Here is a 26,054-nt window from a genome sequence, read left to right on the forward strand (position 1 = left end):
AATAATAGCGCTTAAATTCTGCGGTCTTCAAACCCATCCGACCACTTTCAACATTAAGAATTAAAAAGGAATGTTATGTCAACTACGACCCCATCACCATTACTTTCAGACAGTTTAAAAGGACTGGGTTTAGATGCGGGAACCTTGTTTTTTGCGCTGAACTACGAATTTACTAAGATTGAGCCAAAAGGCCTGTTTAAGCGCTTTAAGAAAAACCAAGGTGCGATTGACATTGACTTAGCCTGCGTCTTGTACGATGAGCTTTGCACCATTCGTGACATCGTTTGGTTCAAGCAATTGCGAGATAAAGCTGAATCCGTAAAACATCAAGGTGACAGTCTAAATGGCAAAGATCGCGGCGAACAAGCGATGTATCTGGCACCACTTGATCAAGAGCAGATAAGGCTATTCTTGGATAAGATTCCAGCCCATATCACCCACATCGCTATGATAGCCAACTCTTATCACGATCATCCGTTTTCTCGCGTCAAAAAAGGCGAGATTCATCTGAGTGATGATGAGGGCAATCGGTGTTTTGAAGTCAATCTAAAACAGCTACCCCGTGATTGCACGACGCTTTGGGTCGCCCATTTGCGCCGGGAGGTCGATGACTGGCATTTAACGCTACATAATTTGCCACTGTCTGCTGAGGGTCTAGCAGAGTCAGCAAAAGAAGTGGCACATGAATTGGCGCGATCCCTCCCCATTCCGCAAGGCGTGTAAGTACTACTGAGGGCGTGTCCTTATTTTGAAAACGTAGAAGGGTGCGGTGTGTTATAACACCGCACCCTTCTCTTTTTTAAAACATTAAATATTCACTATCAAGTTTCGTCATACAAACAGCTGACAAGACAAGACTTTATAGTGGCTCACCGCAATGGGGACAGAAGTTCTTTTGTCGTATTTCTACCTCTCTTTCGCGCCGCTCAAGCTCTTGCTCGCGCAGTACCTGCAGTACGATATTTTGTGCCTGCTCTTTATCCAGTCCTAGCTCTCGGCGAATTTTATCAATCATCATCTGATTCTGTACCAAGTCAAAGTCACTATCAATCAGTTGCTCGCGAAAGTGTTGCTCAAGCTCCTCTCGGCGCTGCGCCAACTCATTGGCCAGACCGGTCGCCAAAATACCGGCAGGCAATGCGGCCAAGCCCACACCCAATATCGTAATGATGGCACCCAATATTTTGCCCGCATTGGTAATTGGTATGACATCACCATAACCTACTGTGGTAAGCGTCACCACCGCCCACCACATGGCTTTGGGGATTGACTCAAACTCTTCTGGCTGCGCATGGTTTTCAACCAAATAGATACCACTAGAGGCGGTCACGATCATAATAATTAAGATAAAAATGACCGCTTGAAATGAGCCTCGCTCTTTACTGATCACCACCAGCAAGATACGCAAAGAAGCAAAATAGCGTGTCAGTTTAAGAATACGAAACAAACGTAGAATACGTAAGAAGCGCAAATCGATGGAGACAAAGAAGTTTAAGAATGCAGGGGCAATAGCGATCAAATCAATCAACGCTGAGGGGCTCTTTAGCCACTCCCAACGCTGTCGCCAAGTCGTGTGATCGGGCTTTGCTTCGGCAACACTCCACAAACGTAGCAAATACTCGATAGAAAATATCACAATAGAGAAGTTTTCAAACCAAGTAAAATAACTTTGATAGGGGTAATACCACTGATCAACAGATTCGGCAATGACTGCAGCCACATTGGTCATAATGAGAAATATAAGAAAATAGTCGACACAACGGCTAAATAGCGTGTCATGCTCATCATTTTGCAAGATGTTGTAAACAAAAAGACGCAAGCGCCGTATAGATTGGAGTAGCATGCCGTCCCTATGCGGTGAAACACCGGTCTTATATTAATAGAATAAAGCAGCCATCACAGACTATGACCCTAACGCACGTTTCTCGCAACCAGCTTACCACCATAAAAAAGTACGACTAATGGCGAGATTGGCTGTTTATTATGCATTATGATAAGTGATTATACAAAATTTGAATAATAAATGTAGACAGCGACAAACAACACAAATGCCACCGCTAAGACAGCGTATCTTAAAAACTGCTCATCCGCACGTAATTGCTGGCTGACATCTTGCGCAGGTAATAAGAACAAACCGCACTCCGGACAACAAGCATCCATTCGATTCAATATCTTTGCAGAACGGGCGTTTTCACAGCGGAGTGGAGAGTTACTACAATAGCCAAGCATACTAGGTTACGCCTCCTTTATATCATAATGACTCAGTCACAATACAGGTCAAACCCGACTCCCAACGCTCATCACTTTTACAGAATCTCTGACTGCTTAATTTTGAGTAACAACAGCGCTATTTAAGAAATAAAGAAATATAAAAGCAATTAAAACCTTACAGAAAGAAGGGTTTTGTACTATAATAGAGAGACAGTGTTACAGATTACTAAAGAAACATAACATTGTGTATCGGTAACTAATGTCATCCCTCATTAGGTATTTACCAATCATCATCTATTACGTTGAGGAATCAAACGATGAAACTACAATCCCTAGTTTTAGCCGCAGCCACTGCTCTTACCATGACCACTGCCTTTGCTGTCCCTGCCGGTACTTGGTCTGTTGCTGCTGGTGCACACTATGTTGACCCTAAAAGCGACAATGGCACTGTAAATGTAGACGGCACAGATTTTTCTGTTGACGTCGATGGTGATGTACGTCCAACCATCAGTGGTGAGTACTTTATCGCTAACAACGTTGGTGTGGAACTGCTTGCGGCCATTCCGTTTCATCATGACTTTACACTAACTAATGCAGCTGACGTTGAAGTTGAGGGGAAGACCCAACATTTACCACCTACCCTATCTCTACAATATCATTTTGATGGCTATAACATGCCAATGAATATCAAACCATTTGTTGGTGTGGGTGTCAACTACACGACTTTCTTTAAAGAAAGAGTTGCTGTTGGTGATTTAGATCTTGATGATAGCGTTGGTGTTGCCGGTCACATCGGTGTTGACATCCCCTTCGCTGACACTGAGGCGTTTCGTATTGATGCCCGCTATATGGACATTAAAACAGATGCTACTTTAGACGGTAACGACATCGGTGAAATCGATATCAGCCCTTGGGTATATGGTGTGGCGTTTGTAAAACAGTTCTAAGATAGCCACTGCTATCAACCGAGTACCATAAAAAAGCCAGCTAATAAGCTGGCTTTTTTATGGTACTCGGTTGATAGCTCAAAATAAAAGAATGACGCAAAAAACATCCTACCAAAAATCATCAAGCATAAAAAAGACCATCCGTGGACAGTCTTTTTTTAAAAAATAATGTTATGAATGAACAATCAAATCTAAAGCAAAATACGGCGCGGATCAGCCAGTAGTGTTGCGATATAGCGGGTAAACACAGCGGCGTCTGCCCCGTTAATAACACGGTGATCATAAGACAATGATAGCGGTAACATGAGACGCGGCTCAAAATCTTGCTTTTTAGCATTCCAGCGGGGCTGCATACTTGCTTCAGAGACGCCTAAAATACCAACTTGTGGCCAATTTACCAGCGGCGTAAAGGCTGTACCGCCTAAATTACCTTGGCTAGATATGGTAAAACTTGCACCTTGTAAGTCTTTGGTGCTGAGTTTCTTGTCCCGAGCTTTGACGGCAAGCTCGCCAATCTCAATAGCAATTTGCTTCAGACCTTTGTCTTGCACATTTTTGATAACAGGCACGATTAAACCGTCATCCGTTGCCACAGCAATACCCATATTGACACTTTTACGCAAGATAACTTGGGTATTGTCATCGCTCAAATGACTGTTAAAGCGGGGATGCTGCGTCAAGGCGTAGGCAGTGGCTTTGACCACAAATGCCAAGATGGTAAAACCAATCCCTTCCGCTTTCATGCCCCCTTTTAGCTCACCGCGTAGCTTTTCGGTCTCAGTGATATCAGACAGATCAAACTGCGTCACTTGCGGCAACAGCGTATTGTAGTTAAGCTGCGGTATGGAGACTTTTTGCAAACGACTGAGATCTTGCGCTTCTGTCTCACCCCAGATCTCTGTGTTACTCATATCAGGAAGTGTTGGTAACCCTGAGCTGACTGGACTACCGGCCGCAGGAGCAGCTTTTTGAGTGCTTAGGCTTTCTTTAACATGGGCAAACAAGTCTTCTTTTAGGACACGGTCATTCAGTGCCGAACCACTCACTTGAGTGATATCTACGCCCAATTGACGTGCTAGCTTACGCACGGCAGGACCAGCATACACATCGACCAGCTTTTCATTGACCTGTGCTTCTGTCAGCTTGTCTTTTTTCTGATTATTGGCGGTATTGGTCGTGGTAGATTTAGCCGCTTGCTTTGGCTCACCAGTTGTTTGCTTATCCGCGCTACTGTCTGACTTAGCTTGCGTAGAATCTTGCGCAGCGGGTGTGTCAGATTTAGACTCACTCGCATCTGCATTGCTTGCTTCATCTGAACCGCCACCCATGATGACAATAAAATCTTGACCGTTAGCGACCATATCACCCGCTTCGACCAATATTTTTTCAATCTTGCCTGCTACTGGTGCGGGTACTTCAACCGACGCTTTATCAGACTCAATCAGTAAAATTGACTGATCAGCGCTAACCGTATCGCCGACACTGACCATAATCTCAGACACTTGGGCTTCATCGACACCTAGGTCAGGCAGTGCGTAAGTGATTGCCTTTTCTGAACTATTGGCTGGCGCACTAGACTCAGTCTTATCTTTAGAGGCAGAATACGATTGCTGGTCTTCTGCTGCTGTTGTTTGACTGTCACTGTCTTGAGTATCTACGTCATTAGTATTTACATCGGTATCGGCAGCATCATTGCTATTATCTGCAGCACCATCCTCGCTCTCAATTTCAATCAGCACCATACCTTCACTGACCTGATCACCAACGGCAACGCTAATTTTGGTGACCTTACCAGCAGCAGAGCTTGGGACTTCAACCGAGGCTTTATCGGATTCTAGCAAAATGATGTTGTCATCTTTTGCGATGACGTCACCAACCTCTACCATAATTTCGCTGACTTCAGCGCTATCGACACCCAAATCGGGGGCTTTAATGTCCATGGTTTATCTCCTTGTCTTATGATTATTATTCTTTGACATCGCCATCATTGAGTAAAGTCGCATCCGCTTGATCTTCAGCACGGCCTTCGTTGCTGATCTCTTCATCTTCCTCACCGACAAACTCCGGCACAGGATTGGGATTGACATTGTCGGGTGCTGGCGCATCTGGAAAATGATCATAATGAGGCTGGATTTGCCATGCAGGTGGCTGATCCGCTTCAATACCGAAGCTTGAAATCGCATCTTTAACCAAGCGCATTTCTACCTCGCCCTCATCTGCTAAGCGTTTGAGGGTTGCGACGACAATATGAGCCGCATCGACGTGGAAGAAGCTGCGTAGTTTTTCGCGAGTGTCTGAGCGGCCATAACCATCGGTCCCAAGGGTGGTATAAGGGCGATTATCAGGCAACCATCCGCGTATCTGTTCTGAGTAGTTACGCATGTAATCCGTCGCTGCTACGACAATCCCTTCGTGCGGTGCCAATTGCTCGGTGACCCAAGGCACTTTTTCTTCTTCCATTGGGTGCAAGCGGTTGTAATCATCGCAAGCCATTCCATCACGTGTCAGCTCGTTGAAGCTGGTCACGCTCCAAACGTTGGAGGTAATATTAAACTCGTCTTTTAAAATCTTCGACGCTTTTTGTACTTCACGTAAGATCACACCAGACCCTAACAGCTGTACTTGACTTGAGCCATTGTCCTCAAGCAGATACATACCGCGCTTGATACCTTCCTCGCAGCCTTCTGGCATCGCAGGCTGCTCGTAGTTTTCGTTCATCAGTGTCAAGTAATAATAAACGCGCTCGCCTTCTCCGTACATACGGCGTAAGCCATCATGCATGACAACAGCCAGCTCATAACCGAAGCATGGATCATAACTGACGCAGTTGGGTACCACATTAAATAAAATCTGTGAGTGTCCATCTTGATGCTGCAAGCCTTCGCCATTTAGGGTGGTACGACCCGCTGTCGCGCCCAATAAAAAGCCCTGCGCTTGACAGTCGCCCGCCGCCCACGCCAAGTCACCAACGCGCTGGAAACCAAACATAGAATAGTAGATGTATAGAGGTATCATCGGTAAAGCGTTGACTGAGTAACTGGTCGCAAGCGCAATCCACGTACTCATCGCACCCGCTTCATTAATACCCTCTTCTAGCATATGACCATCGATGGCCTCTTTATAACCCATCAACGCCTCACTGTCCTCGGGCGTGTACTTTTGGCCTGACGCTGAATAAATACCCAACTGGCGGAACATGCCTTCTAGACCAAAGGTACGTGCTTCATCAGGAACGATAGGCACGACACGGTCTTGGATGTCTTTGTTTTTTAGCATCGCTGATAGCAGACGGACAAACATCATCGTCGTCGACTGCTCTTTGCCATTACTGCCTTTTAACACACGATCGAATATGGATAAATCAGGTATGTTTAATGGAATATGTCCACTACGGCGATTTGGTAAATGCCCACCCAACGCTTCACGGCGACCTTTTAGATACTTCATCTCAAGCGAGTCTTCTTTAGGGCGATAAAACGGTAGTGTCTCAAGCTCTTCATCGGTAAACGGCAAATCAAAGCGATCACGGAAATACTTCAAAGAGTCATGATCTAACTTTTTAATTTGGTGCGATTTATTGACAGCCTGTGCTTGCGTAGAGAGACCATAGCCTTTGACGGTTTTAACCAAAACAACCGTTGGTTGCCCTTTAGTCTTCATGGCTTCACTAAAAGCGGCATACACCTTTTGGGGATCATGACCGCCGCGGTTTAGACGGGCAATGTCTTGATCAGATAGCGCATCAGCCATCTCTTCTAGCTCTGGATACTTACCAAAGAATTCTTTACGAGTAAACTCAGGCGTACGCGCTTCATATAACTGGTACTCACCATCAACCACTTCTTCCATACGATGTTTAAGCACGCCTGTATGATCATTGGCAAGCAAACTGTCCCAGTTACCACCCCAAACCACTTTGATCACCCGCCAACCTGCGCCGCGGAATACAGACTCTAACTCTTGAATAATTTTGCCATTACCACGAACAGGACCGTCAAGACGCTGTAAGTTACAGTTAATCACCCAAATCAGGTTATCCAGCTTCTCACGACCAGCAAGTGATATCGCCCCTAAGCTTTCTGGCTCATCGGTCTCACCATCTCCTAAGAAGGTCCAGATTTTACGATCTTCTTTTTCAAGCAAACCACGGTTTTCCATATAGCGATGTACGTGCGCATGATAGATCGACATGATAGGGCCGAGTCCCATAGAGACCGTCGGGAACTGCCAGTAATCAGGCATGAGATATGGATGGGGATAGCTTGATAAGCCTTTACCACCGACTTCACGGCGAAAGTTATCTAGCTGATCTTCACTCAAACGCCCTTCTAAATAAGAACGTGCGTAGATACCTGGAGCTGAGTGACCTTGATAATAAATCATGTCACCACCGAAATGATCACTCGCGGCTCGGAAAAAATGGTTAAAACCTGTCTCATAGAGCGTGGCACTAGAGGCAAATGTCGCTAAGTGCCCCCCTAAATCGTCGTCGTTTTTGTTCGCACGCATGACCATCGCCAACGCGTTGTAGCGAATCAACGCCCGAATTTTGCGCTCAATCGTCAAGTCACCAGGATACATTGGCTCGTCTTCAACTGCGATCGTATTGATATAAGCGGTATCGAGGCGATTAAACGGCAGACCTTCTTGGACCGCCATATTGTATAAGGCTTTTAGTAGAAACTGAGCACGATCCTTATCTGCATGTTTGATAACAGACTCAAAGGCTTCCAGCCACTCTTGGGTTTCGGTGCTATCAGCATCCTTATAATAATTCATCTTCGTTGTCCTTTTTTGTCAGTCCATCCTGCCTAATACAGGACGTTATTAAATCAAATTAGTGTGTTCATAGTGTCTTACGTGAATGGTTCGCTCAATGACTTCCTTGTTAATTTTAAAAAGTGGCATTTAGTATGGTGCCTTTACGTGACCATGTATGACCGCCTAGTTATAGAAAGTCACGTGCCAACTTAATGTGTGGGGTTAATTATCAAATAATAATAACGCTTTATTATAGGCGTTTATGGAGGGGTTGTTTATAGCGATAAGAAAATGACGATATGACAAGTATTTCTGAAATAAATAATGATTAGTGATTAGGTAAATATTTGCTAGAAATACTGTTGAAATTTTTGTTACTGTAACTAATCTAACATAGCTACTCGTCTGACTATTCTAACCTTTTATCTTTTTTAGTAAGCTTTTTACTACCATTTTCATTATATTCAGTTATTTAAAGTTAATAGTTTTTATTATCTTAGGTAGTAATATTTTTTCAAAAATTGGCTTTGAGGTAATTAGATGGACAGTAACAAACATCCTAGCCTTGAAATGGGTGTAGAAGTCAATAAAATATTAAGTCTTATTGGCTCTGTATTTTTCCTTGTTTTGGTGTTAGTTACTAATAACGCCCATGCTAGTTTTGAATCGACTGACACTTCTACCACTGGCATGTGTCCAGCCAATCATAAAATGTATTATATTGGTGCAAACCCTCCTACCTCTACGTCTACTTTTCCTGTAACTTCACAACCCCTTAGTTGGTCAGCAGGAGGTTTAACCCGTAGCTTTACTTTTAACGAAGCTGCAGGTAATAAAGTATTTAAAATTCAGTTTTCAGGATTAATAGACTTAAATACTAGTGATGGGACACCGCCATTTTATGGATCCATAAACGGCAGCACATCTTCTGCCCTTAATTTAGTCCATGCCTCAACTTCAACTGTAACAAACCATATTCTAAATATTAGTATCAATCGCTCTATTAGTAAGTCAGGCTATAAAATACAAGATTTAGACTCCTTAACCTCTAGAGTTATTGTTGGCTATTTTCTTCTTATTTTTCCAATATATGAAGATAGAACACCATATATTGAACAAGTGGATGTCTCTGCCAATAGTGGGAAGCTGACATTCAATAATGCTTTTCATACTGCTAACAATCCTGCTCCTAATACCAGTATAGTTACTGGGATCAAAGGTAGAAACTGCGCAGCTGGTGAGTGCAATATTGATGCCGCCTGGGGTTATAAAGCAGCCAATAGTATTCTGAATTTAAAACATAATAATACGTTAAACGAAACTAGTGGTGTACATGCTATCGGTTACTCAGACTTTTACTTCTGCCTAGCACCACCTAAGCTTATTATTAAAAAACAGCTGACTGCTACTCGTGTTAATGATAGCGATACTAAACGTGATCAGTTTAACATCAAGGTTTCAGGAGGCACTCTAAACCCCGATGCAAACAACTCACCAGCATCGTTTACGACTACTGGCTCGGGGCAAACCATTAGTAATACCAGCAGTCTTATCTCTCTAACACCAAATACTAGTTATACAATCACTGAAAGCGTACTAAACGGAATAAATCTTGGTGAAATGACGAACTATGACACCAGCTACACTTGTACCAATGCCACGGCGGGTAGCACCTCCATTATGCCTTCTGGAGCCACCTCCTCTTTTACCCTATCAAATTTAAATTACGGTGATGAAGTCACTTGTACCGTTACTAATACACCAAAAACTTATACCTTCACAGGCTATGTGTTCAATGATAATGGCGGTATTCAAGCTAGTGACGATACAAAACAAAATGTTTCTTCTACCTTCACTGGTAACCAAGAATACTTCAACGGTGTTTTTGATCGAAGTAAAGAGCTAGGGATTACCGCGCCTGGATTGCAAGTACGCCTGACAGACTGTGTTGGCGAAAATGGTGGCGCCAATATAGCGACTAGTTCACTAAACCCTCAACCTGTGTCAACTAACCCTTTAGGTCAATACCAATTCAATGTACAAGCAAATGTTATAGCCGCTTTAAAAGAGCGGAAAGTTTGTGTTGTTGAAATAGAGCCAAGTGGGTGGGAATACAGTGTTGATACTACTAATAACAATCGTATCGTTAATTTAGTAACCAACATTTATAACTATAAAACTGAAGAGGGATCACGTAATCTAGACTTCGGTGAAGTAAAAAGCGATAACACTGCGTTAGTACTCAAAAAGTATCAGTACATACATGAGTGTAACAACCTACTTGACTATACTACTATCAATGACAGTAGTGACCCAACAGCTGGATTTAGTATGGTATCTCCCAACCGTGCTATGAGTCCGGGCATGTGTATTGCCTACAAGGTTGAAGCTTATAACCGTGGCCATGTTACGCTGGAAAATATAAAAATCTCTGACACGCTACAGAGTGATTCCGTCAAATCGGTGTTTCATTTGCCAGTACCAATGGGTACTCCTTCAACGTTGTTTACATCAGCAAACAACTCTGCCCCGATGGGTGTAAATGGCACTATTATCTCCAACGTATTTAACTTAGAAAATACAACCGCGACTAACACAGCCAACAGAGCCATATTGTACTTCAACACTAAGTACGGCACTACTGTGAACCCTCAGTAGCTATTTTTTCTTGCACATTTAGATCATTTATGATTTAAATTTTAATAAACAAAAGCCCTATCTTATTAGATAGGGCTTTTGCCGTTTAGCCACCTCAACTTACCATTTATCGTTTTTGAGCTGAATATTTGTAATGGTTGCGTGACAATATAATCAAGTAAATATACATATTTCTATTAGTGCTACTTATATAAAATTACAGACAATAGACGGCAACTTATCAAGCTAGCACGTCATTGCCAGCTATGGTTTAAGAAGGATTTTCCATGAAACATTTCAAGCTCTTGCACAATGTCCTATTGGCTACTTTGGCTTCTACCTGTCTACTGAGTCTGAACGTAGCTTACGCTGATGATGCTTTAAAAATGGAGCTCACGGTCAATCAAGTCATCAAAAACGCAGAGGGTAAAGTCATCTACTCGCCAGTACGCACAGCACCCGCGGGTACAGTGGTTCAATACAAAGCCGCTTACACCAACACTATCAATAAAGACATTAACGACTTGATGGTAACCCTCCCTATTCCAACAAATATGACATTCACTGGTGAAGCAATTCCTGCAAGCGCACAAGCCAGTACCGATGGCAAAAACTATGCTGAAATGCCTCTGATGCGTAAAGTGAACGACAAGTTGGTGAAAATCCCCCTATCTGAGTATCGCTCGCTACGTTGGAATATCAAACTATTGCCAGCTAATAAGTCTGCAGTTGTGGCCCTTCATACAGTTGTTGACTAATAAAATAACTGATGACACTACGTCAGTTACTGCTCTTGAATCCCAGTTTCTAGTCCTTCTTTAATTTCGGAGTCTTTGTATGAAAACACACCTTTTCAATTACAGCTTGTTAGCCACTGGTATTGCCGCTGTACTATGTATCAGCTCTACGGCTAACGCAGCTACAAGTGGCTCTACTACGACAACCATCGATATTACCAACCAAGCTAGCGCTACCTACAATGTAAGCAGTCAGCCGCAGCCTCGTGTCACATCTAACATAGTAAAAATTGTTGTATCAGAACAAGTATCTTTCTCATTAGTTGCGCAGAATGACGATTCAGAAGTAGGCGGTACACAAGGTGATGATGCAAACATTAAACAAGAGGTAGCCCCTAATGGGTTTGCCTCTTTTAAGCATACGTTAACAAATACGGGTAACCGTACTGATACTTATACTATAACTCTGGATGGGACTCCCGATAGATATGATGTAGTGAACTCGAATGTTTCATACGTTATATATGCCGAAGATGGCACGGTAATTAGCTCTCAGGCAAACATGGATTACAGTAGCGCTAACGGCCAAGCATTCCCTCTAGAAAAAGGTCAGTATATTGACTTTACTATTAACGCCAAGACTACAGGCAACAAAGGCGGTAGTACTCAAACATTACAGATATCTGCTACTAGTGCGTCTTTAGCGGCTAACTCAACTGCTTCAACTTCTAGCCTTACGAATACTAATAGCTCATTCACAAAACTACCTACCTTCGAGATTGTTAAGATAATTACCAATGCTTTAGATCTCAATGATATTAATGATACTGCTACTTACCAGCTTGTCGTAAATAATGATGGCAATACTGCGTTCAACGCTGATGCTACTGATATTACTATCACAGATATGTTGCCACCTGGTCTCGTACTTGCAGAAGCATTGTCATCGGCTAACATCACTTCCAGTGGCCAGGCTACTAAAGGAGTTATTGATACTGGTAACGCAGGTGATACCGGCTTCAATATTACTGGTATCAACATCCCAGTAGGTCAAAACATCACCATCGTCTTTAAAGTAAAACAAGATGGATCAGGCGCACTTAACCCTACAACCGCCATCAACCATGCTAAAGTCACTGATGATTTAGATGACAACCCTCTCACAAACAATACACTTATCGATAGTACAGATAGTAGTATTGAAAACGTTTCTACATTTTATGCTACTGACGATACTGACAATCTCAATGGCGAGATATCAACTGGTGCAGGTGATGACTCAACTATGCCATTATTAACTATCAAGCGATCTCTCAGTCTAAGTGGTGTTACTACTAAAGAAATTGCGCCCACTTCCGGTACTGATGGTCAAGTTACCCATCAAACAGTTATTACCAATAAGGGTCAAGACGTCGAAGGCGATACCGCTGGTGAGTTGACTTTCACTATTACTGATGATGATGGTAATACGCCTGATGCCATTAGTGTCGTCTCTAGTAATGTCACTATTACTTATGATGCGGACGGTACTGGCAATATCGCCACAGGAGAGCCCATACCTATATCCCCTACCCTTAAAAATGGTGTAAGCGTATATGATATCCATACCGCGTTACCTGGCGGTATAGCAACTAATGGGACTGTCACTATTAATTATAAAGTAGAGTCAATTAAAGCCCCACTTTTCACATCAGCAGATTCTGACACCCCCACTAAAGAAAACACTGTTGTTAAGTTAATTTTGAATGGTGAAGGTGCCCCTACAGTAAATCCGGTAACAGACACTACCACTGTCAAAGGCCTAACGTTAGATAAGTTCCAAGCATTAGACATCAACTGTGATGGCAACATTTCAGGAGCAAGTGAAATCGCCTTCACAAAAGATCCAATCGAACAAGCAGAACCTGATCAATGTGTGATTTATAGAATCGATGCTAAAAACACTTCTTCTGCGGCCCCATTAGGTTTTGCCATTACAGGTTTGAACATCTCGGATGCATTGTCTCAATTTTCAGCCGGTGCTGACTATGTAACAAATTCGGCGACGTCTTCCGCAACTGCTGGATCTACTATTGCCAGTCCTACTGTGGACAGTACTGCTATTAGCACTACTGCTTCTACTCTAGCGCCTCAAGGTACAGCGACACTGAGTTTCAGAGTGAAGATTAAAAATAATCGTTAAACGATCACTCTGTATCGTCAATTTTATTCAAATAGATAGTTTTAAGGTCTATAAGCATCTAACGGGGCTTATAGACCTGCCTTCACCTAAAAACCATGCGGCTAAAGTACTCTAAATCAAACAGTGTGTTTTATTGGATAAGCGACATATGACAGAGCAGTCAATGACATTGTCTAAACCCACGTCATTACGCAGCGTTCAGATTTCTGCGTTGACGTTAGCCATGTTACTTATCCAATCGAACATCGCGATCGCAGATAATGCCTCAACTCCAGCAGCAAACCCTCAGTTGCAGATCATCAATAATATTGCCAATGCCAGCTATCACGTCAACAGCCAAAATGACACAGCGATTGCTACTGCCTCAAATCAAGTACAAGTCAAAGCCTCCCATCTGCCTGAGTACGGTATTGGTTTGACTCAGCAGCCGGTACATACCGTCATGCCCAATGCCTTGGTAAACTGGGTTAATGTCCTAAGTAACACCAGTTATAGCAATCAAACTGTTAAGCTAACGTTAGATATCTCTCCTACCCTTTCTAATGTAAAAGTTTATCAGGAGCTAAAAGACAAAGGACGTGTAGAGCTTTTTTTCGATAAAAATTTTACCACCCAAATTAAGCTTGGACATAGCGAAAGCATCCAGCTTATCGTACAAGCTTTGTCAGATCCTAATGGTAAGAGTGGCGACACTGCCAGCGTTAAGATGGGGGCAGTTGTATTAGAAGATCGATCAGTGTCAGCCGCTAATGCTATAGATGAGTTACTCATCGTTGAACCTGAGATAAAATTCACGACCTCTGGGTTTGATGAAAATAAAACCACCTTACAAATCGGTGAGAATGTCTATGTCGATGCCAGCTACGCGCCATGTAACGTCCAGCTAGATCAGCCAGATCAGGTGTGGGTCACGATCACCTCGTTATTGACTGGTGACAAATACTCATTGAAAGCGCTTGAAACGGGCAACAGTACGGGTAAGTATCAGTTGTCTGCACCGACACAAAACAATGCCAATGCTGTCAATGACAAGCTCATTCAGACGTTAGCAAACGATACCTTAACTGCTAGCTTGAACGCTTGTATCGCGCCCTCTGTCGGCACGGGAGATGACCAGCTACCGAACGATGGCGACTTAACGGCACATATCGATGACTTAGATACGCAAATCAGTGTCATCGATGACAACCCAAGCCTCGTTGTGACCAAAGAAAGTGACGTGAGAAGTGCTGAGATTGGTGATTACGTCAGTTATACCATCAATGTCTCCAATAGCGGCAACTCTACGGCTTTTGATGTACAACTAAAAGATGCCTTACCACGTGGTTTTGACTATGTGGATGGTAGCGTGCGCCTCAGTCAAACTACTGATATCGACATCAATAAAGCACAAACCACTGAGTTTAAAGCTGACGGTAAATATCAGGTATTAAACTTGGGTAATATAGCAAACGGTGAAAGTAAAAAAATCACATACCGTGTACTGATCGGCGCTTCATCATTGGGCGGTGATGGGATCAATCGTGCAACTGCCATTGCTCATAATGAGCAAGGTCAACGCTTAGCATCAAGAGAAGCCCAATGGAAAATTGATGTAGAGCGTGGGGTCATGAATACCGATGGCATCATCATCGGTAAGGTCTACCACGATATCAACGGTGATGGCATTCAACAAAAAGAAGATGGCGAGCTTGGCGTTGCAGGCGTGCGCATCTACATGGAAAACGGTAATTTTGTCATTACCGATCCTCAAGGTAAGTATAACTTCTATGGTGTGAGCGCCAAGACTCACGTCCTAAAAGTTGACCGTACGACGCTTCCTCATGCCACCGACATGATCACCCAAAGTAACCGTAATACTGGGGATGTAGGTAGCCGTTTCGTGGATTTAAAGTACGGTGAATTGCATCGGGCTGACTTCGGAGTTATTGGCGATACGAGCAATAGCACTGAGCGCTTAAACATAGAGCTGATCGCTCGTAGTCAATCCGTGAGTGCTAAAAACGACACACTTGAGCAAGCAGTAAAAACCGAGCTGACTTTAGACCCTGACTACGATCGTGACAACACGGATAACGTAGATGCTAGTGGCTGTAATGTCAACGCTGATCTAGATTTGGGTAATAATTGTGACTCCGCTATTGTCAATGAAATGACTGATCCCGCTGCCAATCGTGTGAATATGTCGACTACTACTGTTGTGCCTCCGGTAGAAAAAGAGCTAGAAGAGTACCTAAAAGAAGTGGCTAGTAATGATGTGGCTTTTATTAATCTTGGCGAAGGCCAGCAGCTGAGCACGTATAAACAACTGGTACAGGTACAAGCGCCACTTGGCTCACTGTTCACCCTATACGCCAATGGAAAAGCAGTATCAGAGCAGCAAATCGGTAAAACCGCTGAGCAAGAAAAGCAGCGTGTTACTGCTTTTGACTACTATGCCGTTGACTTACAGCGCGGCCACAACACCTTACGCGGTGTGGCTACTGACGTAAACGGTAACGTTATCTCTGAGCAGACCATCAAAGTATTAACCCCTGACAGTTTACAAGCGATCGATTATCGTACCCAAACGCAACTAGTCGCAGCTGATGGCATAAGCGAATACCAAGTCGTTATCAGCCTAAAAGATCGTGATGGCCGCCCTTATATCGCCTCAACACCAATCACCATTGATACCAATATTGGTCGTGTCAATCTTAATGACAGCAGTAAAGAGCAAGCGGGCACTCAAGTTATCGTCTCTGGTGGCGAGCTACTAATACCAGTGACCGCGCCAAGCGCACCAGGTAAAGGTGAATTGGTCATTGACACGGGCAGTCGTAAACAGATCATTCCGTTACAATTCACGGCCAAACTACGTCCACTCATTGCCGTTGGTATCGTTGAAGGCACTGTCTCGCTCAAAGACTTCGATGGCGATAGCATCACTGATGCTCAAGGTGCATTCGAGCAAGAACTCCACGACTTTGCAGGCGATGATAACTATACGGCTTCTGGTCGTGCGGCGATGTTTCTCAAAGGTAAGGTGCGCGGCGACTATCTTTTGACATTGGCTTACGACAGTGACAAAAAAGGCGAGCGTTTGTTCCGTGATATCGAGCCTGGCGAGTATTATCCTGTATACGGCGACTCATCAGCCAAAGGCTTCGATGCGCAGTCTACCAGCAAGCTTTATGTGCGCTTGGACAAAGGTCGTTCGTTTGCGATGTATGGTGACCTAAAAACTCAAATTGATAACGATGAAGGTATCAAGCTGGGTCAATACAACCGTACGTTGACCGGTATAAAAGCTCAGTATGAAGACAATAATACTCGCATTACTGCCTTCATGGCCGAAACCAGCACTAGCCAGCGCGTCAATGAGACTCGCGGCTTAGGCATATCCGGCCCCTATCCATTGGGCGAAAACTTTGACGCCGTTGTAGAAAACTCAGAAACCGTTGAAGTGATCACGCGTGATGCAAACAATCCTGGATTGATCATTCAACGCACGACGCTTACTCGTTTTGCTGATTATGAGATTGATCCTATTAGTCGCAGCTTATTTCTAACAGCGCCTATTGCTAGCCAAGACATCAATGGCAACCCTATTTATCTACGTGTCACGGTAGAAGTAGACGAAGGCGGCGAAGAGTACTTGGTCGGCGGTATTGCTGCCAAGCAACAGCTGACTGATAAAATCGCTATCGGCGGTAGCTACATTCATAGTGACGACCCGCTGAATCAAGAAGAACTGGCAAGCGTCAACAGCGTCATTAAACTCAATGATACGCTAAAGCTGGTTGCCGAATACGCGATGAATAAAACTGAAAACCCAAATTTTCAGCCCAGCAATCAGGTTAATACGACAGAATTAGACGGACGTGACGCTAAGGGCAATGCGCTACGTGTCGAGCTCGATTTTGATAATAAGAAAAACACCCGTGTTAAAGCTTATTATAAAGACACTGATGAGGGTTTTGTGACTGGTGCCTCGCCACAAACGGCTGGCCGTGAAGAGTCAGGCGCTGAGGTCACTCACTTAATCAATGATAAAAATACCGCCCTAAAATTTGAAGGCGTACACACTAAAGATCACACAACCAAAGCCAGCCGAGAAGGTATTTTGGCCAGCATTGAGCAACGCTTGAGTACCAATGTCGTAGGCGAGATTGGTGTACGTTATTATAAACAAGAGGCCACTGCGGCCTCACGCAATACCCAAGCAGCCACAGACGTCGTAGATGTTACCGACGACACTGTCTTTAATGATGACATCATCAATCAATCAGCACTGAATAGTGTCAATGATGCTGAAAAAGACATCGAAGGTATCACGGCCCGAGCGCGGCTCACCGCACGTTTACCAAAGCTAAATAACTCTTTAGTGTTTGCAGAGTATGAGGAAGATATTGATAACAGTGATCGCAATGCCACATCTATTGGCGGTGAGACGCCGCTAGGTTCCTTGGGGCGTCTGTACGCTCGTCATGACTTAATCAACAGTCTATCTGGTAGCTATGGTTTGGATGATACGGAAGAGCGGCAGCGTACGGTGGTTGGTTTTGATGCCAACTACATGAAAGACGGCAAAGTTTATAGCGAATATCGTATGCGTGACGCCATCAGCGCCCGCGAAGCTGAAGCGGCTATTGGCCTAAAAAACAAATGGTATGTTCAGCAAGGCTTAACGATAAACACTTTGTTTGAACGGGTTGAATCCCTAGAAGGCGATACCGAAAATACCGCAACGGCAGCCGGTATCGGCGTTGAGTATCTTGCAAAAGAAGACTATAAAGCCTCTGCTCGTCTTGAAAAACGCTGGGGTGAGACCAGTGATACGTTGTTAGGTAGCGCTGGCATTGCTTATCGCTATACCGATGACGTCACTTTACTGGCTAAAGACATCTACTCACAAGTCACCTATGATGATGGCGTGCGTACAATCAACCGCTTCCAACTTGGCGCCGCGTATCGTGATTATGATAGCAATCAGCTAGACATGCTGGCGAAGCTTGAGTATCGCTTAGATGATAACAGTACAGGCGACGATGCTTATCAAAAAGATGCGGTTGTTTGGTCTTTGAGTGGTAATTATCACCCAACGCGGCCCCTCACCTTGTCTGGGCACTACGCAGGTAAGTACACTCAGTTTGGTGCCGATAATATCAGCAGTGACAATACAGCTCACGCGCTTTACGCTCGTGGTCTTTATGATGTTAGTCAGCGCTGGGATATCGGCTTACAAGCGGGCACTTATTGGAACAAACAAGCGGATGATATGACTTATATGCTGGGTGCAGAAGTTGGTTATAGCCCGATGACCAATCTTTGGTTGTCATTGGGTTATAACTTTATGGGCTTTGAGGATGAAGACATCGCTTATGATGACACCACGCAACAAGGCGCCTACTTTAGACTACGCTTTAAATTTGATGAAGACTTATTCACGCGTGATGACCCACATAAAAAAAAGCTCTAACCAATACTGCTACCTTATAATTTATCCATATTGTCGTGCTATTTACTGATGACAACACGAGCGTTAAAGTTTGCCGCTGGCAAAAATGAACGCCGACCTATAAATACAACCACAAAAAAGCCGACATGGTATGCCGGCTCTTCTATACTCGCTACCTATGCCTAAACCATCCACATTAGCGGTTTTTACGGGGAAGTTTTTCTGGCAGATAGCAACGTAAATAAGCAATAAACGCGGTGTTTGCTTCTTGAATATAGTCATTGGTAATCGTTTGATGACGGCGATAAGACAACGTGAATATAGCGTTGACAATACTATAAGCAATTAACAAGGTGTCTTGAATATCATCGAAGTTTGGCATCTCATAACGCTCTGATAAGCGCTTATAAACCAAATCAACGATTTGATGATCTATATCTTCGCCAAAGCTATCACCTTCAAAGTCAGGCGTGTTGGTGTCATAAATCAGCTTGGCTTTGGTTTCATCGCTATGGAATATCATCACACACTTATCGATAAGTGCGGTGAGATACCCTTGCCATCTGTCATAATTACCAATATCGACCGTTTCTACCATCTCCAATATTTCGATAGCATTCAAAAAGCGTAGGGCTAAAAATATTGCTTCGATATTAGGAAAAAAGTGATAAGCAGAGGCTCTTGGAATACCTGCTTCTTCACATACAGCAGCTAAGGTAATATCGTTAATAGCCTGTGTTTCACTCAACTTTTTGGCCCCAGCCAAAAGTTTTTGACGGCGCGCACGGCCTTGTTGACTGGTAAATTTGAACTTGTTTGGTACCAGTTTTTTTGCCAATTCCGAGTCTACCAACACATCTTCAATTTTTTCGTCTTTGTTTTCGCTCATCATAAGTCTCTTAATGTTACACCCTATTTTATAAATATAATCTTCAGTGGATAGTATTCATCCCAAATTGAAGGATTACTTCCTATTAGCTATAGTATAGCGCTAATACTATTAAGGCTAATGGAGAGGCATCATAAACGCTTGTACACTATCAAGCAAGGGAGATAAATGGGTTAAAAATAATGTGGGGGCCAACAATTTAGTAGAGTTGACCATTCAATGTAATAAAATTAGTCGTTAAGTTTAATTTGCGCTCTTATAATACCATGATCGATGACCCTATCTGCATAATCCCACTTCAAATGGTCATTAAAATAGTCAACCCGCTCGACCCGACCCAGTGAAAACTTGCTATCAGGTAAGAACTCTTCTGAAACAAATAATTGATCGATCACCTCTGGCATACCTTGATATATATGGGTGTATGCCACATCTTTCATCCAACCATAACGCGCTTGAATACGAGCGGCATCAAACAACGCAACGTCACGCATACTTTTATCGTAGTTGACTTCACCCGTCTCGCTCATCAATTGCGTGGTCACGCTACCCGTGACATCGTTCATATCACCTAACAAAATCAATGGCTCACGAGTATGATGCAAGCGCTCAATGATCGACAGACGAATAGAGGCCGCTTCTGCGGCGCGCATGCACAAACTACGAAGCTTGGCACGGACTCGAATGTTTGGATCGTCCATGTCTTCTAGTAGCGCCCCGTTTTCATCACGCAAGAAAAAAGCGCGTTTGCTTTTTAGATGTGCGGTAATGATAGTGATTGGCTGACCATAGGCGTTGACACGTAAGAGTAAGGGCGGACGATTAAACCGTTGATAAGGACCAATATCAGGAATATCAATCACCGCCTTTGGTACCACGTCTTCGAGCAAACGACTCTCTAATTGCTTAAAGCGACTGATAATACCGACAGCTGGCGTATGTTGCGCCCCTTTACCTTGCGTATATGGACTTGCACTGTCGTTGCTTGCCAATGGAATCACCACATGCTCAGGCTGAAAACCTAATGAGACAGCCAATGCTTCAAGCGCCTTACTGTCCCACACTTCTTGTACAGCAATGATATCGGCATGGGCCTTTGCTAATAAATCACTAATACCGCGCAGTTTATGTTGGTACTCTTTATCGGTATAAGCGGGCGCATTGTCATAATAGATACGATTGGGATTAGCAAGATTCAGTAAATTAGCCGTTGCTATGTAGAATTGCTTTTGTCGGCTTCCATTCGCATCATTGGTCATAAATTACCTATAATTATCGTCATTAATCCCAGTTTATTACAATTACACGCCTCTGATATTAAGATATCAAACCGTACTAATTCATAGTAAAACCCATCTCATAGTAGGATCTACCATAAAAAAGCCTCCAAAGAGACCTTTGGAGGCTTTAAAATAACATAAATTAGTTTGGTTTTCTCATCTGTAGACCAATATCTACAATCAGACTAACTTTAGTGATGAGATAGTAAGATTTTGTATTGTTGGCTTACTAAAATGAAGTCAGCTATTAGTCATACTTCATAACGTCGTACTCATTTAGCTCTATGATACGCGATTCCAAGCATCACGTGATGCTCTACGGGCATCATTCCATTCCATACGAGAGTCACCTTTGACTTCATGCCATGAACGTTCTAAATCGGCTTCATGATCTTCAAAACGGGCATCCGCAGGATAGCGTGCGCGATTGGCGTAACCAACTGCATAAGCTGGATGCATATCCCGGTCAAAGTCATACCCTTCTCTGTAGTAATCCGCCTTTGCATGTTCTGCACGCCAGTACGCTTCTTCACGTGTTGGGTCAATCGCTTCTGCTGCTGCATGGCCAGCACCGCCACCAACGATAGCGCCAATAGCACCACCAATTAGAGTTCCTAGCGGTCCTGCCATGGTACCGATCGCGGCACCTGCTGCGGCACCGCCCACTCCACCAATACCTGTACCTACTGGATGCGAACCTGGCTCGCCTGTGATCATGTCAGCGTTTAAATCTTCTTTTGTTTCGTCTGACATATGTTTTACTTCGTCACGATCGATAGCATCATGATCACCTGCAACATAGTCCCGTTCCACGCGGTCATCTACGATATTGTCGTTTTCATGTCTAACGACTCGATTACCGGTTACCGTATGATCACGATCCGTTAATCGACGTTCATTGTCATCAATGATGCGCTCTCTATCCCCTACTTCACGGTAGTCATCATCAATTACACGATTATTAGGGTCTGTAATGCGGCCATCGTTATTCATAGTATTGTCCTTAAATTCGTTGTTATATATTAGAGTTATTAAAGGCTAATTTATTGATTAATAAGAATTAGCGGTCTTACTTAATTTGTCTAAATAAAGTATAGGAATTTATGGCCAAAGATCGATAGATGGGTTATGTAAACTCTGTCCGAGTTACGATTGTCTTGCGTTACAGCCTGTATCTTTATATCAGTTCTGTAGAACGGTAGAGCCTTTTAGGTAATTAGCCGCTCAGGGGTTAGCGCGGTTTAACGACTCTGCTTAACTATTTATGCGACTTATACGACGCTCAAAGCTCTATTTATAGCCTGCTGCCATTTGTGCAGATGCGCCTCGCGGATATCAGCAGACATTTTAGGTTCAAAAACCCGATCAACTTGCCATGAGGTTTTTATAGTTGCTTCATCGTATAAACCCGCTTTTAACCCAGCAAGTAGTGCCGCTCCTTTGGCAGTGATCTCTGTATCCTTAGGACGCAGTACAGGCACATCCAATAAGTCAGCTTGAAACTGCATCAGTAAGTCATTGTTGGCCGCCCCGCCATCCACTCTTAGCTCGGTGAGAGGCTGAGGGCTGTCTTTTTGCATGGCGATCAGTACGTCATAAGACTGGTAAGCGACCGCCTCTAAAGCGGCGCGGGCAATGTGGGCTTTGGTCGTGCCGCGGCTCATACCCGTGATACTCGCGCTGATGTCCGTGCGCCAATAAGGGGCACCAAGCCCTGTGAATGCAGGTAACAATACCACGTCCCCACTATGGTCGACTTGCCGCGCTAACGCCTCGATCTCACTGCTTTGTTGAATCATACCCAAATTATCGCGCAACCATTGGACAATGGCGCCAGCCATAAACACGCTACCCTCCAACGCATAAGTCACTTCTTTTTTGGGTGGTTGTAGCATACGTCGACCGGATTGTACGATCTGATCAAACGAGAGACTCTCTGGACGAGTGGTCGCAGACTTTCGTTGCCAAGCAACGGTGGTCAATAGCTTATGCTCACTAAGCTTGGGCTCTTTGCCAATGTTCATTAGCATAAAGCACCCGGTACCATAAGTGTTTTTTGCCATACCCGCATCAAGACAACCTTGCCCAAAAAGCGCTGCCTGCTGGTCGCCCAGTACTGCATGGATGGGGATTTGTTTGGCAAACAGCCCTTTTTTGGTTTTACCAAAGTCACCATCAGAGGGTAGTACTTTGGGCAGCATCGTCATTGGTATCGCAAAACAGGCGCACAGCTCTTCTGACCACGCCATTTTATGAATATCATATAATAGGGTACGAGAAGCATTGGTCACATCAATGACATGCTCACCGCCAGTGAGCTTATATATGAGCCAACTGTCTATGGTACCAACAGCCAATTCATTTTTATTGGCGCGTGCACGCCACTTGGGATTATGCTCTAGTAACCAAGCGATTTTGCTGGCACTAAAATACGAGTCTAAGCGCAAGCCTGTGATACGTTGCACAGCACTTGCCATGTCCTCATGACTGTCACTAGCTATGCTACTCGCGCGCTCAGCAGCAAGCGTTTTACAATAGCTTGCCGTACGCCTATCTTGCCAAATAATGGCCGGTGCTAAGGGTTTGCCTGTCTGCTTATCCCAAATGACAATAGACTCACGCTGATTGGTAATCGCAATACTGGTGACATCGGTGGCAAGCAGTCCTGCCTGATTGATGACGTCATGCGCACAGCTAATCTGTGTCTGCCAGATTTGTTGCGCGTCTTGCTCGACAAACCCCACTTGCGGTGTTTTCAATATCGTTGGCTGCTGCGCCATTTTGATCGGACGCGCGTGATCATCGTACAGTATCGCTCGGCTTGATGTTGTGCCTTGATCTAACGCCAAAATATATCCTGTCATTACTCACATCCTGTCTTATTTTATACATTTTTGTCATTTGGGATTTTACAGCCGTCTCTGTTCTAATCGCCTATGTTTTTTATTATCAACGCCCATCCCTCACGTCTTGCTAGTTAAGATACATAGCACATAAACGGCAGTCATTCAATGAAAAATAAGCCTATAATGAGCATTGACCCGTCACTATTGTGGCACTACAGTGTACGCTTTGTTATTGGTCACAAAACGCGCGACTGTGTTGACAGTCTACACTATCGTCCTCGCATGAATGGGAGTTAGCGACGTCAGTCGATATTTTTAACAGGTTACGTGACTCTAAAATCAAATACCTTGTACTCTAATTAATGGCTTATGTGACTTATGAAATTTGCTTTATCAACTCTGTCTACTGCGGTGTTGACGGTTACGCTCATGGGCTTAACTACCTCTGCCTTGGCAAGCGCCAACGAGAATAACACTGGGGCGCAAAATGAAGTAACGTCCGTCACTGTGACGCAAGTTGTGGACGCTGATGACCAAAGCCTTGCTCAAGACGCGAGCACTACAAACAACATCACGCCCGCTAACACTGAGCAACAGCGTAAGCTGACACCTCTTATCGACCCTATTACCCGCAAACGTATCGATAACAGCTATCCATTAGAAGTATCTAGCCTATTAAGCCTTGAGCAAGCGCAACGTATTTTGTTGCAAGTTTCCCCAAAAATTGCTGCCAATCAAGCAGCGATTGCCGCCAGCGAGTATCAAACTGACGCGCTCAAAACCATAGATAACCCTTTGCTATTTGCCCGAGTATCAGCCAGTGCTTACAACTTAGACGCGGATGTTGACTTATCGACGCTCAAAAACAACATTGTGAATGACGTTAACACGAGTGTTGATGATGTGATTCCCTCCATTCCACCACCCTTAGAACTCCCAAACTTCGGTGAGTTGGTTGGTGAACGTATTCCAGATTCATACGAATTAAAGCGCTCGGGCTCAACAGCTGGGGCAGGTCTTGGTGTGGTGTGGCCAATTTATACGGCTGGACGCACCACTGCTTTGACAGCCGCCTCCAATGCCCGCACCCAAGAAGCCGTAGCAGACAGTCTGTTGGACACCAATGAGCTTTATGACACCTTAATTGAGCGCTATTTTAAGGCACAACTGGCGATCATTGCCGCCTATTTACGTGAAGACGCTTATGATACGTTACAGCAGACCGACCATATGGCGCAGCGCCTTTTTGAAGAAGGGTTTATCTCGCGTGTGGATCGCTTAGAAGCCCAGTCCGCACTGGCTGATGCAAAGAGTGAGTCAGTCAATGCCAATAATGATGCCCGTCTGGCTATGATGGCGCTACAACGCCTACTGCGTACTGATTATCGCATCAAACCCACGACCCCTCTGTTTGTTTCCAGTCGTCCTTTACCAGACGTCACCTACTTTCAAGAGTTGGCGCTCAGTAATCACCCGGGGCTACAAAAAGTCGCTGCCAAACGAGCCCAGGCTGAGCAGTTACACGCCCTATCAGACACCGGTTATAAACCGACCGTTATGCTCTATGGCTACGGACAAATAGAAAAAGACCCCAGCTGGGTCGCCGGAATATCTGCCAGCTGGAAGCTGTGGGGTGGAATCGATAAAACAGCGTCATTGGCATCGAGTAACGCCAAAATACGTCAAGCGGACCTGTCTGAGATTGAAGTCAGTGACAACCTATTACTCTTGGTTGAGAAGAACTGGCACGATGTCAATAATGCCCAGTCACGTTATCAGGCGTTACAAAGCAATGTAGATTTGGCCGCAGAGGTACTGCGTTTGCGTCAATTGGGATTGCAAGAAGGTGTGAATACGCCAATCGATGTGGTACAAGCACAAACGCAGTCCCTCAAAGCACGTACTGAACAAGCACAAGCGGCGAATAGTTATGTACAGTCATTAGCCGCCCTTATGCAAAGCTGCGGTACACCTCTCGCCTTTAACGCTTATCTCAATGCGGCCGACATTCGGCTGCCGACCTTGTATACTGAATAACGATTTTATGTTACAAAATCATAGGGCGTGTTGATAGACGCTGATACCGATTATCACGCAACGACTCATACCATTACTAACCCTATT

The 26,054-nt window shown here is 44.2% G+C and carries 15 protein-coding genes; 7 read left to right on the forward strand and 8 right to left on the reverse strand.

The window, feature by feature from the left end; translation table 11 throughout:
* Nucleotides 1-75: 75 nt before the first annotated feature.
* Nucleotides 76-723, forward strand: coding sequence for a TerD family protein (locus DVY93_RS06035; protein ID WP_230709745.1), 648 nt, complete (start codon nt 76-78; stop codon nt 721-723).
* Between the two features lie 136 nt (nt 724-859).
* On the opposite strand, the gene DVY93_RS06040 is transcribed toward DVY93_RS06035, so the two are convergent.
* Both DVY93_RS06040 and DVY93_RS06045 read right to left on the reverse strand, forming a co-directional pair.
* Nucleotides 860-1,843 carry an ion transporter gene (locus tag DVY93_RS06040; RefSeq protein ID WP_193006155.1) on the reverse strand — a complete coding sequence of 328 codons (984 nt, stop codon included), beginning with the start codon at nt 1,841-1,843 and terminating at the stop codon, nt 860-862.
* A gap of 158 nt (nt 1,844-2,001) precedes the next feature.
* On the reverse strand, nt 2,002-2,229 hold the full coding sequence (locus tag DVY93_RS06045) for a hypothetical protein (protein WP_230709746.1): 228 nt from the start codon (nt 2,227-2,229) through the stop codon (nt 2,002-2,004).
* Nucleotides 2,230-2,528: 299 nt separating this feature from the next.
* Here DVY93_RS06045 and DVY93_RS06050 point away from each other — a divergent pair, with 299 nt between their 5' ends.
* A complete protein-coding gene (locus DVY93_RS06050; RefSeq protein WP_230709747.1) occupies nt 2,529-3,158 on the forward strand; it encodes an OmpW/AlkL family protein in 630 nt (209 codons plus the stop codon).
* 191 nt (nt 3,159-3,349) lie between these two features.
* Here DVY93_RS06050 and DVY93_RS06055 read toward each other — a convergent pair whose 3' ends face one another.
* Nucleotides 3,350-5,098 (reverse strand): 2-oxo acid dehydrogenase subunit E2, encoded by a 1,749-nt coding sequence (locus DVY93_RS06055; protein ID WP_230709748.1) that lies wholly within the window; start codon nt 5,096-5,098, stop codon nt 3,350-3,352.
* Nucleotides 5,099-5,123: 25 nt separating this feature from the next.
* Nucleotides 5,124-7,937, reverse strand: coding sequence for a pyruvate dehydrogenase (acetyl-transferring), homodimeric type (gene aceE / locus DVY93_RS06060; RefSeq protein ID WP_193006159.1), 2,814 nt, complete (start codon nt 7,935-7,937; stop codon nt 5,124-5,126).
* A 522-nt stretch (nt 7,938-8,459) separates the two neighbouring features.
* Between aceE and DVY93_RS06065 the strand changes: the two genes are divergently transcribed.
* From DVY93_RS06065 to DVY93_RS06080, 4 genes are all read left to right on the forward strand, one after another.
* Complete coding sequence (locus DVY93_RS06065) at nt 8,460-10,577, forward strand: prealbumin-like fold domain-containing protein (protein ID WP_230709749.1); 2,118 nt, start codon at nt 8,460-8,462, stop codon at nt 10,575-10,577.
* A gap of 266 nt (nt 10,578-10,843) precedes the next feature.
* On the forward strand, nt 10,844-11,314 hold the full coding sequence (locus DVY93_RS06070) for a hypothetical protein (RefSeq protein ID WP_230709750.1): 471 nt from the start codon (nt 10,844-10,846) through the stop codon (nt 11,312-11,314).
* Between the two features lie 79 nt (nt 11,315-11,393).
* The gene (locus DVY93_RS06075; protein WP_230709752.1) at nt 11,394-13,475 is read left to right on the forward strand and encodes a DUF11 domain-containing protein; all 2,082 of its coding nucleotides are present in this window, start codon (nt 11,394-11,396) and stop codon (nt 13,473-13,475) included.
* 148 nt (nt 13,476-13,623) lie between these two features.
* Nucleotides 13,624-18,936, forward strand: a complete 5,313-nt coding sequence (locus DVY93_RS06080) for a DUF11 domain-containing protein (protein ID WP_230709753.1) — start codon at nt 13,624-13,626, stop codon at nt 18,934-18,936.
* A gap of 175 nt (nt 18,937-19,111) precedes the next feature.
* Here DVY93_RS06080 and DVY93_RS06085 read toward each other — a convergent pair whose 3' ends face one another.
* From DVY93_RS06085 to glpK, 4 genes are all read right to left on the reverse strand, one after another.
* Entirely contained in the window at nt 19,112-19,804 is a 693-nt protein-coding gene (locus DVY93_RS06085; protein ID WP_193006223.1) for a TetR/AcrR family transcriptional regulator, read from the reverse strand.
* 230 nt (nt 19,805-20,034) lie between these two features.
* Nucleotides 20,035-21,063, reverse strand: coding sequence for an endonuclease/exonuclease/phosphatase family protein (locus DVY93_RS06090; protein ID WP_230709754.1), 1,029 nt, complete (start codon nt 21,061-21,063; stop codon nt 20,035-20,037).
* Nucleotides 21,064-21,366: 303 nt separating this feature from the next.
* Nucleotides 21,367-21,837 (reverse strand): hypothetical protein, encoded by a 471-nt coding sequence (locus DVY93_RS06095; protein WP_226949493.1) that lies wholly within the window; start codon nt 21,835-21,837, stop codon nt 21,367-21,369.
* A 518-nt stretch (nt 21,838-22,355) separates the two neighbouring features.
* A complete protein-coding gene (gene glpK / locus DVY93_RS06100; RefSeq protein WP_198334069.1) occupies nt 22,356-23,948 on the reverse strand; it encodes a glycerol kinase GlpK in 1,593 nt (530 codons plus the stop codon).
* A 360-nt stretch (nt 23,949-24,308) separates the two neighbouring features.
* On the opposite strand from glpK, the gene DVY93_RS06105 reads away from it, so the two are divergent.
* Nucleotides 24,309-25,967, forward strand: a complete 1,659-nt coding sequence (locus DVY93_RS06105; protein ID WP_230709763.1) for a TolC family protein — start codon at nt 24,309-24,311, stop codon at nt 25,965-25,967.
* Nucleotides 25,968-26,054 lie beyond the last annotated feature (87 nt).

It is taken from the genome of Psychrobacter sp. CCUG 69069 (assembly GCF_021023115.1).
Lineage (GTDB): Bacteria > Pseudomonadota > Gammaproteobacteria > Pseudomonadales > Moraxellaceae > Psychrobacter > Psychrobacter namhaensis.